General features: G+C 64.4%; 16 protein-coding genes and 1 pseudogene. 9 read left to right on the top strand and 8 right to left on the bottom strand.

What is annotated here, in order from left to right; genetic code table 11:
- The first annotated feature begins 115 nt into the window (after positions 1-115).
- The 4 genes and pseudogenes from BcanWU425_RS10470 to BcanWU425_RS10455 all read left to right on the top strand — a co-directional run bounded on the left by BcanWU425_RS10470 (position 116) and on the right by BcanWU425_RS10455 (position 2609).
- Positions 116-1207 carry an alpha/beta fold hydrolase gene (locus tag BcanWU425_RS10470; RefSeq protein WP_204512109.1) on the top strand — a complete coding sequence of 364 codons (1092 nt, stop codon included), beginning with the start codon at positions 116-118 and terminating at the stop codon, positions 1205-1207.
- Between the two features lie 144 nt (positions 1208-1351).
- Entirely contained in the window at positions 1352-1696 is a 345-nt protein-coding gene (locus tag BcanWU425_RS10465) for a hypothetical protein (protein ID WP_085351861.1), read from the top strand.
- 67 nt (positions 1697-1763) lie between these two features.
- A pseudogene (locus BcanWU425_RS10460) lies at positions 1764-1955 on the top strand (hypothetical protein); the annotation flags it as partial.
- A gap of 51 nt (positions 1956-2006) precedes the next feature.
- Positions 2007-2609 carry an MSMEG_1061 family FMN-dependent PPOX-type flavoprotein gene (locus BcanWU425_RS10455; protein WP_026232674.1) on the top strand — a complete coding sequence of 201 codons (603 nt, stop codon included), beginning with the start codon at positions 2007-2009 and terminating at the stop codon, positions 2607-2609.
- 83 nt (positions 2610-2692) lie between these two features.
- Here BcanWU425_RS10455 and bfr read toward each other — a convergent pair whose 3' ends face one another.
- From bfr to BcanWU425_RS10440, 3 genes are all read right to left on the bottom strand, one after another.
- Positions 2693-3181 (bottom strand): bacterioferritin, encoded by a 489-nt coding sequence (gene bfr / locus BcanWU425_RS10450; protein ID WP_018454135.1) that lies wholly within the window; start codon positions 3179-3181, stop codon positions 2693-2695.
- Positions 3182-3314: 133 nt separating this feature from the next.
- The gene (locus tag BcanWU425_RS10445) at positions 3315-3587 is read right to left on the bottom strand and encodes a (2Fe-2S)-binding protein (protein WP_027570626.1); all 273 of its coding nucleotides are present in this window, start codon (positions 3585-3587) and stop codon (positions 3315-3317) included.
- 161 nt (positions 3588-3748) lie between these two features.
- Positions 3749-4036, bottom strand: a complete 288-nt coding sequence (locus tag BcanWU425_RS10440; RefSeq protein ID WP_085385362.1) for a hypothetical protein — start codon at positions 4034-4036, stop codon at positions 3749-3751.
- A 135-nt stretch (positions 4037-4171) separates the two neighbouring features.
- Here BcanWU425_RS10440 and BcanWU425_RS10435 point away from each other — a divergent pair, with 135 nt between their 5' ends.
- Both BcanWU425_RS10435 and BcanWU425_RS10430 read left to right on the top strand, forming a co-directional pair.
- Positions 4172-4516 (top strand): hypothetical protein, encoded by a 345-nt coding sequence (locus BcanWU425_RS10435; protein ID WP_204512110.1) that lies wholly within the window; start codon positions 4172-4174, stop codon positions 4514-4516.
- 212 nt (positions 4517-4728) lie between these two features.
- The gene (locus tag BcanWU425_RS10430; protein ID WP_007613695.1) at positions 4729-5013 is read left to right on the top strand and encodes a hypothetical protein; all 285 of its coding nucleotides are present in this window, start codon (positions 4729-4731) and stop codon (positions 5011-5013) included.
- Positions 5014-5100: 87 nt separating this feature from the next.
- On the opposite strand, the gene BcanWU425_RS10425 is transcribed toward BcanWU425_RS10430, so the two are convergent.
- Together BcanWU425_RS10425 and ettA are read right to left on the bottom strand one after the other, a co-directional pair.
- Complete coding sequence (locus BcanWU425_RS10425; protein WP_204512111.1) at positions 5101-6327, bottom strand: lytic murein transglycosylase; 1227 nt, start codon at positions 6325-6327, stop codon at positions 5101-5103.
- 7 nt (positions 6328-6334) lie between these two features.
- On the bottom strand, positions 6335-7984 hold the full coding sequence (ettA, locus tag BcanWU425_RS10420; protein WP_018454130.1) for an energy-dependent translational throttle protein EttA: 1650 nt from the start codon (positions 7982-7984) through the stop codon (positions 6335-6337).
- Between the two features lie 232 nt (positions 7985-8216).
- On the opposite strand from ettA, the gene BcanWU425_RS10415 reads away from it, so the two are divergent.
- Both BcanWU425_RS10415 and BcanWU425_RS10410 read left to right on the top strand, forming a co-directional pair.
- Positions 8217-8432, top strand: coding sequence for a hypothetical protein (locus BcanWU425_RS10415; RefSeq protein WP_018454129.1), 216 nt, complete (start codon positions 8217-8219; stop codon positions 8430-8432).
- Between the two features lie 104 nt (positions 8433-8536).
- Positions 8537-9499: a D-2-hydroxyacid dehydrogenase family protein gene (locus BcanWU425_RS10410; protein ID WP_204512112.1), complete on the top strand. Its 963-nt coding sequence runs from the start codon at positions 8537-8539 to the stop codon at positions 9497-9499.
- Between the two features lie 4 nt (positions 9500-9503).
- Here the strand turns inward: BcanWU425_RS10410 and BcanWU425_RS10405 are convergent, their stop codons facing one another.
- Both BcanWU425_RS10405 and BcanWU425_RS10400 read right to left on the bottom strand, forming a co-directional pair.
- Positions 9504-10472: an NAD-dependent epimerase/dehydratase family protein gene (locus tag BcanWU425_RS10405; protein WP_085351865.1), complete on the bottom strand. Its 969-nt coding sequence runs from the start codon at positions 10470-10472 to the stop codon at positions 9504-9506.
- 156 nt (positions 10473-10628) lie between these two features.
- On the bottom strand, positions 10629-11819 hold the full coding sequence (locus tag BcanWU425_RS10400; RefSeq protein WP_018454126.1) for a L,D-transpeptidase family protein: 1191 nt from the start codon (positions 11817-11819) through the stop codon (positions 10629-10631).
- 322 nt (positions 11820-12141) lie between these two features.
- Between BcanWU425_RS10400 and BcanWU425_RS10395 the strand changes: the two genes are divergently transcribed.
- Positions 12142-12984, top strand: coding sequence for a hypothetical protein (locus BcanWU425_RS10395; protein WP_204512113.1), 843 nt, complete (start codon positions 12142-12144; stop codon positions 12982-12984).
- Between the two features lie 2 nt (positions 12985-12986).
- On the opposite strand, the gene sseA is transcribed toward BcanWU425_RS10395, so the two are convergent.
- Positions 12987-13838, bottom strand: coding sequence for a 3-mercaptopyruvate sulfurtransferase (sseA, locus tag BcanWU425_RS10390; protein WP_085361463.1), 852 nt, complete (start codon positions 13836-13838; stop codon positions 12987-12989).
- Positions 13839-13936: the final 98 nt, after the last annotated feature.

The following is a 13936-nucleotide window of genomic DNA, read 5'->3' as shown; positions in this document are numbered from 1 at the left end:
CTGACCTTTCCCTCAAGGACGACCGGCGAAAACGAAATCCTACATCCTTCCGGACAGTTCTGCTAAGTTCCGCCGCAACGCGGCCGCCGACCAGAGCCGCACGGGGGAAATCGACATGAAAGCTTCTTGCGCGGCGCTGTCAGCCATCCTGTTGTCCGTCTCGTTGGCGGCCATCTCGACATCCGCATGGGCGGCCGATTATCCGACGCCGAAGCAGGGCGCCTGGATCGCCAGGGATTTCAAGTTCCACACCGGCGAGACCATGCCGGAGCTGAAGCTGCACTACACAACCGTGGGTGAGCCGAGCGGCCAGCCGGTCCTGGTGCTGCATGGCACCGGCGGCTCGGGCGCGAGCATGCTGTCATCAGCCTTTGCCGGCGAGCTGTTCGGCGCGGGGCAGCCACTCGATGCCTCCAAATATTACATCATCATCCCCGATAATATCGGTCATGGCAAATCGTCAAAACCGTCCGACGGGATGAAGACGAGCTTCCCGAAATACGACTACAACGACATGGTCGAGGCCCAGTATCGCCTGGTGACGGAAGGGCTCGGGGTCAAGCATCTGCGGCTCGTCATCGGCAATTCGATGGGCGGCATGCACACCTGGTTGTGGGGCGAGAAATATCCGAAGGCGATGGACGCGCTGATCCCGATGGCCTCGCAGCCGACCGAGATGGCATCCCGAAACTGGATGCTGCGGCGGATCATGCTCGACACCATCCGCAGCGACCCCGACTACAACGGCGGGAATTACACCAGCCAGCCGCGCATGATGAAATACGCCATCACCGCCTACGGCATCGCGAGCATCGGTGGAACGCTGGCCTATCAATCGCAGGCGCCGACGGCGGCGAAGGCCGACAAGATCGTCGACGAGCGGCTGGCCATGCCGATCACGGCAGATGCCAACGACTTCGTCTACCAGTGGGAGTCTTCGCATAACTACAATGCCGGCGAGAAGCTGGAGGCCATCGAAGCGCCGCTGCTGCTGATCAATTCAGCCGACGACGAACGCAACCCGCCTGAGACCGGCATCACGGACGCTGCGATGACGCGGGTCAAGAACAGCAAACTGTATCTCATTCCGGCAAGCACCGAGACGCGCGGCCACGGCACCACCGGAAACGCCAAATTCTACAGCGAGCAGGTCCAGCAATTTCTGCAAGCCGCGCCGCAGCAAACGATCGAATCTGCGCGCCGCTGATTTGCATCGCATCAACGGCCGTCTAGCCCGCATATTATTTGAGCATGCATTACGCTGACGGCTCGGGCTTAATTGCGTCGATGTCCGAATCGACGCGCGGGATAATCGCGCGCCAACGGCACGACACGCGATGAGGAGGATCGCATGCACAGGCTCGCACTGTGCGTTTGGCTGGCCGCACTGACGGGCGCCGCGTTCGCGTTCGACAACGGGCAATATGATCACGTCCCGCCCGACATCCGCGCCTGGTTCAAGAGCGTGATCGCACCGAACGGCGTGCCCTGCTGTGACGTCTCCGACGGCCATCGCACGGAGTACGACGTGCGCAGCGGTGCCTATTGGGTGCCGATCGAGGGACAATGGATGGAGGTGCCCGAGCGCGCCATCATCCGCGACCGCGGCAATCCGGTCGGCCAGGCCGTGGTGTGGTACGTCCGTCACCGCGGCGCCATCATCATCAGTTGCTTCGTGCCGGCGGATGCGGTGTAGCGCGATAGCGCCTCGACGCGGCGCGTGCTAGCTCGGCCGATAGCTCCTGTGAACGACAGAACGCGAGCTCGCGCTCTATCCGCCTTGCGTGTGGGCGGCAAGCATCAAGCAGGTCCTGGAGGGCATCGACCTTCCACCCATCCCCAACAGCTGGCTCTATCACGGGCCGCGGCTGGCGCTGCAGCCAGTCCTGATCTGGTGGGCTCTGAACTGCGCTGGCGTGATCGACTGGACGCGGCGGCGTGACAAAGGGGGATAGCGATCGGGCCGAGAGATGATATTCTCGGGGCATTCCACCAGGGAGACCTTCGTGACTGATCTTTGCGCCGAAGACCTCGCCACCATCTATGCCCAGCCGAGCCCGCGCGTGATCGCGAAAGCGCGCCCCGCAATCGACACGCATGCGAAGAAATTCATCGAGATGTCGCCGTTCTGCGTGCTCGCGACATCGGGAGCGGACGGCAGCGTCGATGCCTCACCACGCGGCGGCGGCGTTGGCTTCGTCCACGTCGCCGGCCCCAACCAGCTGCTGATGCCTGATCGCTCCGGCAACAACCGGATCGACAGTTTTCGAAATGTCGTCGAGGGCTCGGGCTTCGTGCATCTGTTGTTCTTCGTCCCCGGCATCGACGAGACGCTGCGCGTCGGCGGCCGCGGCTCGCTGTCCGCCGATCCGGACCTGCTCGCCTCGATGGTGGAGTTTGGCAAGTCGCCGCGCGCGGTGCTGAACGTCGCCGTCAGCGAAGTCTATTTCCACTGCGGCAAGGCACTGATGCGCTCGAAGCTTTGGTCGTCCGAGAAGGTGCCGCGCTCGGTGATGCCGAGCATCGTCGAGGTGGTCCACGAGCAGACCGGCCTTGGTGAGCCGCAGAGTCAGGAGATCGTGGAAGAGCTCTACAAGACGCAGTTGTAGCTGGCGTCCAGGCTGTCGTCCCGGCCTGGTGCGCAATCGCGCATCAGGCCGATACGGAGTTGTGCCATCGCTAACGCGCCGAACTAATGCCCGTCCCCCTCGAGCCCGCCAACGTGCTTCTGGGTGTAGAGTTCGAGGCCGATGCGGCCGATCAGGTCGAGCTGGGTCTCGAGGAAGTCGATGTGGTGCTCCTCGTCGCTCATCAGCTTCTCGAACAGATCACGCGTCACGTAGTCCTTGACGCTGTGGCAGTAGGTCGCCGCTTCCTGATAGAGCGCCCGCGCGCTCATCTCGGCGGCGAGATCGCACTCGATGATCTCCTTGACGTTCTGGCCGATGCGCAAGGGATCGAGCACCTGCATGTTCGGGAAGCCGTCGAAGAACAGGATTCGCTCGGTGAGCTTATCGGCGTGCTCCATCTCCTCGATGGACTCCTTGCGCCAGACCTTGGACATGTCCCGCAGGCCCCAATTGTCGAGGAACCGGTAGTGCAGCCAGTACTGGTTGATCGCAGTCAGCTCGTGACGCAGCGCCTTGTTGAGATAGTCGATAACTTTTGCGTCGCCCTGCATGGTTCACTCCAGCTCTTGCAGTCCAAATCGGCCGTAAACCGAATTTAGAACGCTTCTAAATGAGTTTGAAGACTGGGGCAACCGGCTACGGAGACGCAGCCGGGGAAAAGCTCAGTAAGGGTTGCGGAAGATTTCAGCAGGCCGCGAGGGCGAACTCGGCCGGCTGGGCCGTCTCGTCATTGGCAGCCACAGTGTGGTTGTGCGGGCAGCCGGAGCAGCAGGACGAGGCACAGGGGCCGAGCGCTTCATCGATAATGGTCTTGATCGTCCGGGCGCAGCGGCCGCATTCGGCGCTACAGCCGAGACATCCATAGACCTGCTTGGCATGGCGCACGGCGTCGTCGGACTCGGCGACGGCGGCGCGGATGTCGTCATCGCTCAGCACGTTACAGGAACAAACGATCATGGAAGCGGCAGGCCCTTTGGTGATGCGCCATCATCGATATTTAAGGGGCCGGCCGGATGCAAAAGGAAAAAGCGGAATTTGAAGCTATTCCAAACTAGCCCGCAAACAGCCTAGAACGGCTCTAAAACAGGGCCTTGCTCTGGATCAAGATTGCGGCGGATCTAGTCGCCTCCACCATCGCCGCCCCCGCAATCTCCGCCACTACTGCCGCCATCGCTGCTGGAACAGCTGCCGCCGTCGGTCGAGCTGCTGGAACTATCGCTGGAAAACCAGCTCCCCAATGAGAAGCCGTCGCTCGTGCCCGCGGAGGTGTCGCCACCGCTATTGCCGCTGGCCCCGGCGCGGGAGCGCCGCTGGCCGCGGTTCTGGAGATGGGTGATCCAGCCGTAGCCGATCGCGGAGACGATCCCGGCAGCGATCAATGCATTTATCATCGCGCTACCGATCATCGCCCTCCCCTGGCAGAGCTGCGGTCCACGGTAATTGGTCGTCCCCGTCAAAGGTGCCGTTCATTGATCATTCAATCGAAATATGGAACTTTACCCCCAAAGAGTTCCCGCGTGTTTTGCTCGAAAGGTCAGTCAATGAAGAAGTCGCTCCTGGCAATCGCTGCCGTCGCCGCTGTGGCCCTTAGCGCCGCTACGCCAGCCCAAGCGCAACGCGGCGTTGCCGCGGGCGTGGCAGCCGGAATCATCGGGGGCGCCATTGTCGGTGGGGCGCTGGCCTCTCCGTACTATTACGGCCCCGGCCCTGGCCCCGGCTACGCATATGGTCCGGGATATAGCCCGGGCTACTATCCGCCGCGCTATTACGCGCCGCGCCCGGGCTACGTCGCCGACGACTATTACGGCGACGGCTGCGTCTGGCAGAAGCAGCGCTTCTGGGACGGTTATGCCTGGCGCGTCCGCCGCGCCAGAGTCTGTGGCTGAAGTCGCCGCAAGCCGGTTGATTCCAGCTGCGCCGTTCATCCAGGGGCCTGAAAAAGACCGCTTTTTCTCGTCACAGCTCCGTGCACGTTTACCGCGGATTGACCATTTGCGCGCTTCCTAGCTGCAAGGCCAATTCCATCAGAGTCTGCGTGAACCTTTGAACCCCGGGCGCTCCTAACAAGGAGCATCCATCTCTCAGGAGAGCCAAGAGTATGAAGAAGACTTTAGTTGCCGCCCTCACGGTTGCGACGATCGCCGGTTCGCTGGTGACCGCCACGCCGTCCGCCCAGGCCCATGACGGGGTCGGCGTCGGCATCGCAGCCGGCCTGATCGGCGGCGCGATCGTCGGCGGCGCCATCGCATCGAGCCGTCCCGCCTATGGTGGACCGGTTTATGTGGCCGAGCCCGGCCCGCCGCCCCCGCCCTGCTACTGGCAGCGCCAGCGCTACTGGGATGGCTACGGCTGGACCGTCCGCCCGGTTCGCGTTTGCTACTGATCTGACCGCATGGCGTTCATGAGCGCCGCGATCGAAGCCCGGCCGAGCACCTCGGCCGGGCTTTTTTTCTTTTAGCCAGCCCTGCGCCTATCGCGCCGCCTGGATCGAGCGCAGCACCTCTTCGCTCGGCCAGCAATCGACCTTGAGGCCTGCCGACTTCTGGTAGGCGCCGAGCGCAGCGCGCGTCTGCATGCCCGCCTTGCCGTCGATCTTGTCCTTGTAGAGCCCGACGCGCGTGAGCCCCCGCTGCATCGCCTCGACGTCCTTGGTCCGCAATTGCTTCGAGGCAGACCATGGGGTCGCGAACGGTTGCGGGCTCGTCATGCGGTCGGCGAGATGTCCGACGAACAGCACGTAGAGGTCGGAAAAATTGTATTCCTTGATCACGAAGTAGTTCTTCGTGGTCAGGAAGGACGGGCCGTAGATGCCTTCAGGCTGCAGCAGGGAGGCCGGCTGTGCCTGCTCGGCGGCAGTGAGCTTTTGTCCACGCACCGGTACAAAGCCTTCGCGCAGCCATTGGCCGATCGGCTTCGTCACCTCGGGCACGCCGGCGGTGCAATCGACTTTGGCCGGTGCCTGCACCTCGTAGGCCCAGCGTACACCGCTCTGCCAGCCCTTGTTGACGAGCTGCTGCGCGGCGGAGGCCAGCGCATCCGGCACCGAGTGCCAGATGTCGATGCGGCCGTCGCGGTCGAAATCAACGCCATGCTTGTAATATTCGGACGGCAGGAATTGCGTGAGCCCGGTCGCACCGGCCCAGGACGAGCGCATGTCCTTGCGTGTCACTACGCCGTCACCGAGAATTTTCAGCGAGAGGATGAACTCGTTGCGATAGCTGTCCTTGCGGCGGCCGACATAGGCCTGCGTCGCCAGCACGCGGACGAGATCGTAAGGCAGCGTATAGCGGCCATAGTCGGTCTCGCGGCCCCAGATCGCCAGCATCACGGTAGCAGGCACGCCGGAGTTCTTCTCGATCTCGGTCAGCGCGGGGCGATATTTTTGCAGCAACCGCTGCCCCTCGCCCGCAAGCCGCGCGATCGAGGCTTCCCTGACATAGTCGGCCGGCACCTGCACGAACTCGGCCTGTGACGGCGCCCCCGTTGCGGGACGCCCCGGCAGGATCAGATCCGGCAGCTTGTAGTCCGGCTCGAGCCCGCGCGTCTCTCCCTCGAACGTCGCGCGCGACACGCCGGCGGCCTCCGCCTCCGGCCACAGCGAGGCGATGAACTGCGCGAAGGCGGCGTCGGCAGCGCCGGCGGGCGACAGGCCGCAGGTGATAGCGATCACCGCAGCTATCAGCACCCGCCGCATCATTTTGAGATCACCGCGTCAGCTTCTTGTACTTCACGCGGTGCGGGATGATGCTGTCCTGGCCGAGCCGGCGCATCTTGTCCTTCTCGTAGTCCTGGAAGTTGCCCTCGAACCATTCGACATGGCTGTCGCCTTCGAAGGCCAGGATGTGGGTCGCGATGCGGTCGAGGAACCAGCGATCATGGCTGATGATGACGGCGCAGCCGGCGAAATCCTCCAACGCCTCTTCGAGCGCACGCAGCGTGTCGACGTCGAGGTCGTTGGTCGGCTCGTCGAGCAGCAGCACGTTGGCGCCGGATTTCAGCATTTTCGCAAGGTGCACGCGGTTGCGTTCACCGCCCGAGAGCGCGCCGACTTTCTTCTGCTGGTCGGCGCCCTTGAAGTTGAACGACGAACAATAGCCGCGTGAATTGACTTCCCTCTTCCCGAGCAGGATCAGCTCGTTGCCGCCGGAGATCTCCTCCCACACGTTCTTGCTGCCGTCGAGCGCGTCGCGCGACTGGTCGACATAGCCGAGATGAACGCTCTCGCCGATCGTGATGGTGCCCTTGTCCGGCTCTTCCTGCTTGGTGATCATCCTGAACAGCGTGGTCTTGCCGGCGCCGTTGGCGCCGATCACGCCGACGATACCGCCGGGCGGCAGCTTGAAAGTGAGATCGTCGATCAGCATGCGATCGCCGAAACCTTTGCTGAGCCCTTCGAAGTCGACCACGTTCTGACCCAGTCGCTCGGCCACGGGAATCGTGATCTGCGCGGTCTGTGTCTGCTTTTCGCTCGCCTGTTTCAGCAGTTCGTCATAGCGCTGATAGCGCGCCTTGGATTTGGCCTGGCGCGCTTTCGGCGAGGACGCGATCCATTCCTGCTCGCGGGCCAGCGTCTTCTGATGCGCAGCGTCCTCGCGGCCCTCCTGCTCGAGCCGCTTCTGTTTCTGCTGCAGCCAGGACGAGTAATTGCCCTCGTAGGGAATGCCCTTGCCGCGATCGAGCTCGAGAATCCAGCTCGTGACGTTGTCGAGGAAGTAGCGGTCATGGGTGACGATCAGGATCGCGCCGGGATAGTTGCGCAGATGGCCTTCCAGCCACGACACCGATTCCGCGTCGAGATGGTTGGTCGGTTCGTCCAGCAGCAACAACTCAGGCTGGTCGAGCAGCAGCTTGCACAACGCGACGCGGCGGCGCTCACCGCCGGAGAGTTTCGACACGTCGGCATCGTCGGGCGGACAGCGCAGCGCGTCCATGGCCTGGTCGACCTTGCTGTCGAGATCCCAGAGGCCCTGGGCCTCGATCTCGTCCTGCAGCTTGGTCATCTCGTCGGCGGTCTCCTCGGAATAGTTCATCGCCAGCTCGTTGTAGCGATCGAGGATAGCCTTCTGCTTGGCAACGCCCAGCATGACGTTCTCGCGCACGCTGAGTGCCGGATCGAGATGCGGCTCCTGCTCGAGATAGCCGACGCGGGCGCCCTGGGCGACCCAGGCCTCGCCGTTATACTCCTTGTCGAGGCCGGCCATGATCTTGAGCAGCGTCGACTTGCCCGAACCGTTGACACCGAGCACGCCGATCTTGGCGTCCGGGTAGAAGCTCAGATGGATGTTATCGAGCACCTTCCGGGTCGGGTAGCTCTTGGTCAGGCCCTGCATGAAATAGATGAACTGGCGCGCCATCGGTCCCGAAAACCTTCGATTTGAGGAAATTTGCTTGCCGCCGATGTAGCGACCCCGCCCCGAAAGGGCAATGTTTTCCCTCCGTTCACCACGGATGAATACGGAACGGACACCATCCCGCCGCCGATCCGGACAATTGAAACCATCTTTTAATAAATCAGGCCAAAGCTCGGTTTCGCGCGGAAACAGCGCCACCCGCTCAGAATGAACGGGAGCACAGCGAGACAGCGTCATGGCCATGATCGAGACCAACTCCCTTCCCGTTCCGGCGGAAGCCGGCAGCGCCTCCGCATTTGCCTCGGAGATCAAGGGCTTCTGGAAGCGCTTCTTTGCCACCGCTTTCAACCCCTACCGGCCCGAACTGCATTACATGCGCGGCCCCGGCCCGGCCTGGCGCGCCAAGCACGGCATGAATGCGCCGTTCCGGCTCAAGCCCCGCGACCTCTGAGCCTTTATCACCTGTCGGATTTTTGAAGACGCGAACGGCTTGCGCACGGTCCTGATTGCGCGCAACCATGGCCTGGTTCCACCTCTCGCCATGGAAGAACGCTGATGACGCGGCTGCGCTGTGCAATTCTCGACGACTATTTCAACCTCGCCCTCGACGTCGCCGATTGGCAAAGCCTGTCCGACCGCATTGACGTCACCGTGTTCAGCCATCCCTTCGTCTCCGAGCAGGCCGCGGCGAGCGCGCTGGCCGATTTCGAGATCGTCTGCGCGATGCGCGAGCGCACCGCGTTCCCCAAGAGCCTGTTCGAAAGCCTGCCGAAGCTGAAGCTGCTGCTGACGTCAGGCATGCGCAACGCCTCGATCGACATGGAGGCCGCCAAGGCGCGGGGCGTCACGATCGGCGGCACGCAATATTCGCGCGATCCGACCGCGCCCCTCACCATGGGCCTGATCCTGGAACTGACCCGCGGCATCGGCCGCGAGAACGCGCGCATGCATGCGGGCGAGCCCTGGCAGGCCTTTGCCGGCGTCGAGATCGAGGGATTGACGCTCGGCGTCGTCGGGCTCGGCAAGCTCGGCAGCAAGATGGCTGATATCGCGAAGGCGTTCGGCATGAACGTGATCGCCTGGAGCCCGAACCTGACCCCGGAGAAGTGCAAGGACGTCGGGGTCGGCTATGCCACCAAGGAGGAGCTGTTCACCAAGGCCGATATCGTCAGCATCCATGTGGTGCTGAGCGAGCGCTCGCGCGGGCTGGTCGGGGCTGCCGATCTCGCGCGGATGAAACCGACGGCCTTCCTCGTCAACACCGCGCGCGGGCCGATCGTGGACGAGCAGGCACTGCTCGAGGCGTTGCAGCAGAAGAGGATTGCAGGCGCCGGCATCGACGTGTTCTCGGTCGAGCCGTTGCCGACGGACCATCCCTTCCGCAAGCTCGACAATCTCGTCCTGACGCCGCATCTCGGCTACGCCACCGCGGACGGCTTGCGCATCCATTACGGCCAGATGGTCGAGGCGATCGACGCTTTCACCAAGGGCGGTGAGCTGCCGCGCAAGCTGGCCTGATGCCTCAGGCCGCCGAGCGCTGGCTGGTGGGCTGCCGTGCCGCATCGGCAAAGCCGTCGCGCCAGGAGGCATGCGCCGGCAGCCAACCGAGCTCGCGCTTGGCCTTGCCGTTGGAGGCTCCACGCACCTCCGTCATCATCGCAACCATATGCTCGCCCGCAAGCAGGCGCCCGAGCCAGGCGGGGATGTGACGCGGCGGCTTGGCACCGAGGAGTTCGGCCAGCGCGGGCAACCAATCCTTCACCGGCGCCGGATGATCGTCGACGATATTGTAGATGCTGCCAGTGCGTCCGCGTTCAAGCGCGGCGAGCGTGGCAGAGGCTGCATCTTCGGTGTGAATGAACGACCACGTGCCGCCGCCGTCACCGATCACCGGCACACGCCGGTGGCGCAGCTGGTCGATCATCGCCGGCGAGAGCGTGCCGGTGCCGGGTCCATAGAAGAATCCATAGCGCAGCACGATGCCCTCCGGCTTCGTCGAAGCGGTGACGATTCGCTCCAGATAGCGGATTGCCTCAAGCGTGCGTCGCAGCTCTCGCGGTGGATTCGAGTCGAGTTCATCGGTCTCGGTCTTGACCGTTCCCCCGGCGCGACTGAAGGTCCAGCCGCAGAAGCTTTGCGCGATGAAGCGCTTGGCGCCGGCCTCGCGCGCGGCGTTGAGCAGAATGTCGGTTCCGCGGGTGCGGAGCTCGTTGGTTCGCTTGAAAGCCCGATCGAAATGCCGGAGGTCCGTGGCGGCCGCGAGATCTGTCATCTGGTGGATGACGGCGTTGGGCTTTGCCGCAATCACCGCAGCGCGCATGCTGTCGGCATCGAGGCCGTCGGCAACGACCGTCTCCGCACCCAATCGCCGCACAAGGTCTGTTTTTGCCGCACTCCGTGTCGTGCCGATCACCGAATGACCCGCGGCGACCAGCGCCGGAACAAGATACTGACCGACCGCGCCGGTCGCGCCCGCAACAAAGATGCGCATCCTGTGCTCCTCAATTCGTTGCAATCCTCCCGGACGTAATCGAGGTGCGGAGCCGTTCAAGTATGCGCAAGTGAGACTTGCACGCATGCGTCAAATGATGACGGCGCGTGACCGAAGGCCACGCGCCGTCATCAGATCAATTCTTGCGAGGCCGATTCAGCGCACGGTGACGGGTGCGGGCAACGGCGGCACCACTGTCGGCTGGGTGCCTCCGACCGGACCGGTCTGCGCGGCCATTGGCGCGGGGCCTGCAGCGACGGGCACGGGCGCGGCGGATGCGGTCGCAGTTCCCGGCGACGGACCACCCGGCATCACGACCACGCGGGTGCCGACCTTGACGCGATCGAACAGGTCGGAGACGTCCTCGTTCAGCATGCCGATGCAGCCGGAGGACACGAACTTGCCGATGGTCGAGGGCTGGTTGGTGCCGTGAATGCGGTAGACGGTCGAGCCGAGATACATCGCGCGGGCGCCGAGCGGATTGCCGGGACCGCCGGCCATGAAACGCGGCAGATAGGGCTGGCGCTCGATCATCTCGGTCGGCGGATGCCAATCCGGCCACTCGGCCTTGCGGGTGATCTTCTGCACGCCGGTCCAGGTGAAGCCGTCCCGGCCAACGCGGACGCCGTAGCGGATCGCACGGCCGTTGCCCAGCACGTAATAGAGGTAGGTGTTCGGGGTATCGACGATGAGTGTTCCGGCCGGCTCCTTGGTCGCCAGCGAGACCTCCTGACGGCGCAGGTTCTGCGGCAGCTGCGCCGGAGCAGCGTCAGGCTGCTCCTCGGGCGGCAGCGAGGCGATCGCCATCGGCCGACCGTCGGCACCAACGGGTGGCTGCCCGGCTTGGACCGTTCCGGTCGCGGCGGGACCACCGACCGCCTCGGGCGGACGCAGGCCGTCACTGCCGGGCGCCTGAGTCGGACGATCGGCGTAGATCACCGCGGGCGGGCCGGCAGGGCGGCCGTAGCGCGGGTCGTCGGGCGACGTCACGGGACCCTGCGGCGGCGCGGCCGAGTAGACGGGGGCACCTGCGGGACGGCCATAACGCGGATCATCGGGCGACATCACCGGACCCTGCGGCGGCGCGGCGGAATACACCGGGGGAGCGCCGGGCGGACGGCCGTAACGCGGATCCGGACCGGGCGGCGGCAGCGCTGCCTGCGGCATCGCATCATCTTCATCGTCGAGCGCGTCGAAACTCGGCGCGCGGTCGCCGGGCCGATATTCGGCCGGCGGCGCGCCATAGCTCGGCGCCTGCTGGACCGGATAGCTCTGGGCCTGTGCGAGCGAGGTTCCCGCCGCAGCGACTGTTGCGGCAGCGCATATCGTCAGAAAATGTTTGATCATCATCGCTCTTGTATAGTCCCCGGGCCCCGTCCGGACCGTTAACGGCCAGATGACGGAAGATAGCGGCACATTCAAGACATTACAGGCGGATTTGTGCCTGATTTGCCGATTTGTGATCCGCAAGACTAACCGTTGCCTCCTTGCATCACGGGGCGAAAATCAGCCCACGCCCGAGATCGCCGGAGTCGCCGGCTCCGTTTTTTACGGAACGGCGCGGAATCGTTGCGGTATGTTCGAATCAGCCTGATTCGCCTCCGCTTTGAGCTTCGATCCCCGCGTGGCGAACGCGGCAAGCAGTACCGTCACCGCGTTCAGATGGCTCATGGGCCCTGGCCACTTCATCGCCGGGGCGGAAATTCGCAATCCCTCGATGCTTCCCGGCTTTCGCTTCCTGTTTGCCGCGATCCTGCTGTCAGCCTCCATCCTGGTATTCGGCCTGGGCGCCGCCGCGCTGCTGCGGGCGAGCCACGAGCAGTATGTCAGCAACCCCTCCTGGCGGAACGGCCCGCAGGAGCAGGTGTTTGCACAAGCTCCCGAGCCGGCCCAGCCGGTGCTCGCGGTCCTCCGCGTCGAGCCGGAAGCGGCCACCGATCCGACGCCGTCGCTGCGCGATCAAGTCCCGACCATCGCACTGCCGATGAGCGAGCCCGAACAAGTGGTCGCGCTGACGACTGAGACCGACGGTCAGCCGCAGGTCGTTGCACCTCCGGCTGACGTCCCGGCCGAACCGGCCAATGCGGAGACCAAGGCCGAGACGACGACGGACGCCGCGGTGCAGGCCTCAAGCAACACGCTTACTCCGGCCGACGCCAGCGCATCCATCGCCGAGGCCAAGCCCGTTGCGATCGCTCTCGCGAGCAAACCAACACCTGCCGCCCCCAGCGGAGCCTCGGCTTCGTCCAGGTTCGACATGGCGAGCGCGAAGTTCGCCGCATTGAACGACCCGGCGACCACGGCTTGGGAGGGTCCGCCGGCGAAGGCCAAGGCCGGCTCTAAGGCCGACAGCAGGTCGCCGGAGAGCAAGGCGACCAAGCCGCGGGCGCATCGCGTCAAGAAGCGCCGCCGCATTGTCCGGCGCGCGCCGCCGCCGGTTCAGCAACTCGATCCGTTCGGACAACCGCAACCCACGCTCGCCGCAACGACGACCGCGCGCGCACGTCAGTAGGGTTACGCCGGCCCGGTTGCGATCGGCGGTCCCTTTTCCTGGCCCCATTCCGACCATGAGCCATCGTAGAGCGCGGTGTCGGTGATGCCGAGGCGATAGAGCGCCAATGTCAGCACGCCGGCGGAGACCCCGGAGCCGCAGCTCGTCACGATCGGCGCATCGAGCCTGACGCCGGCGTTGGTAAAGGCAGCGCGGAGATCATCAAGCGGCTTCATCGTGCCGGTCGCGGCGTCGAACAGGAGATTGTAGGGCACGTTGCGCGCGCCCGGGATATGGCCGGAGCGGATGCCTGCGCGCGGCTCCGGCGCCCGGCCCTCGAACCGGTCGGCGGCGCGCGCGTCGATCACCTGCTCGGCACGGCTTTCGACGTTGGCGATCAATTGCTGCATGCTGCGCACGCGTTTTGAATCGTAGCTGGCCGTGAACGTCGCAGGCTTCGGCTTCGCCTCGCCACTCTCGACCGGACGCCCCTCGGCGCGCCACTTCTTCAGGCCGCCATTGAGGATGCGCACATTGCCGTGCCCGAAAGCCAGGAACATCCACCACGCGCGGGGAGCAGCGACCCAGCCGCCGGCATCATAGATCACGACGGTGTCGGCATTGGAGATGCCGAGATGACCGACGTCGCGGCCGAACTGCTCGGCACTCGGATACATGTGCGGCAGCGGGTTGGAATGGTCCGAGATCGCATCGACGTCGAAGAACACCGCGCCCGGCAGATGCGCGGCGAGATAATCGTCCTTCGGCAATGGCAGCACACCCGGCAGCTTGAAGCTGGCGTCGAGCACCTTGACGTTGGCGTCATTGATGTGGGCGGCGAGCCATTCGGTAGAGACGAGGGGATCGGTGGGCATGCGAGATCTTTCTATTATTCCGCGCGAGCGTAACGTGAGCGAGGTTGAAGCAGTGCGCATCCAACTCCGCTGTCATCGCCCGGCCAGTGCGCAATTGC

The organism is Bradyrhizobium sp. WU425, from assembly GCF_021052305.1.
GTDB lineage: Bacteria > Pseudomonadota > Alphaproteobacteria > Rhizobiales > Xanthobacteraceae > Bradyrhizobium > Bradyrhizobium canariense_D.
The sequence above is the reverse complement of the archived record's forward strand: the minus strand, read 5'-3'. Positions and strand labels throughout refer to the sequence as shown.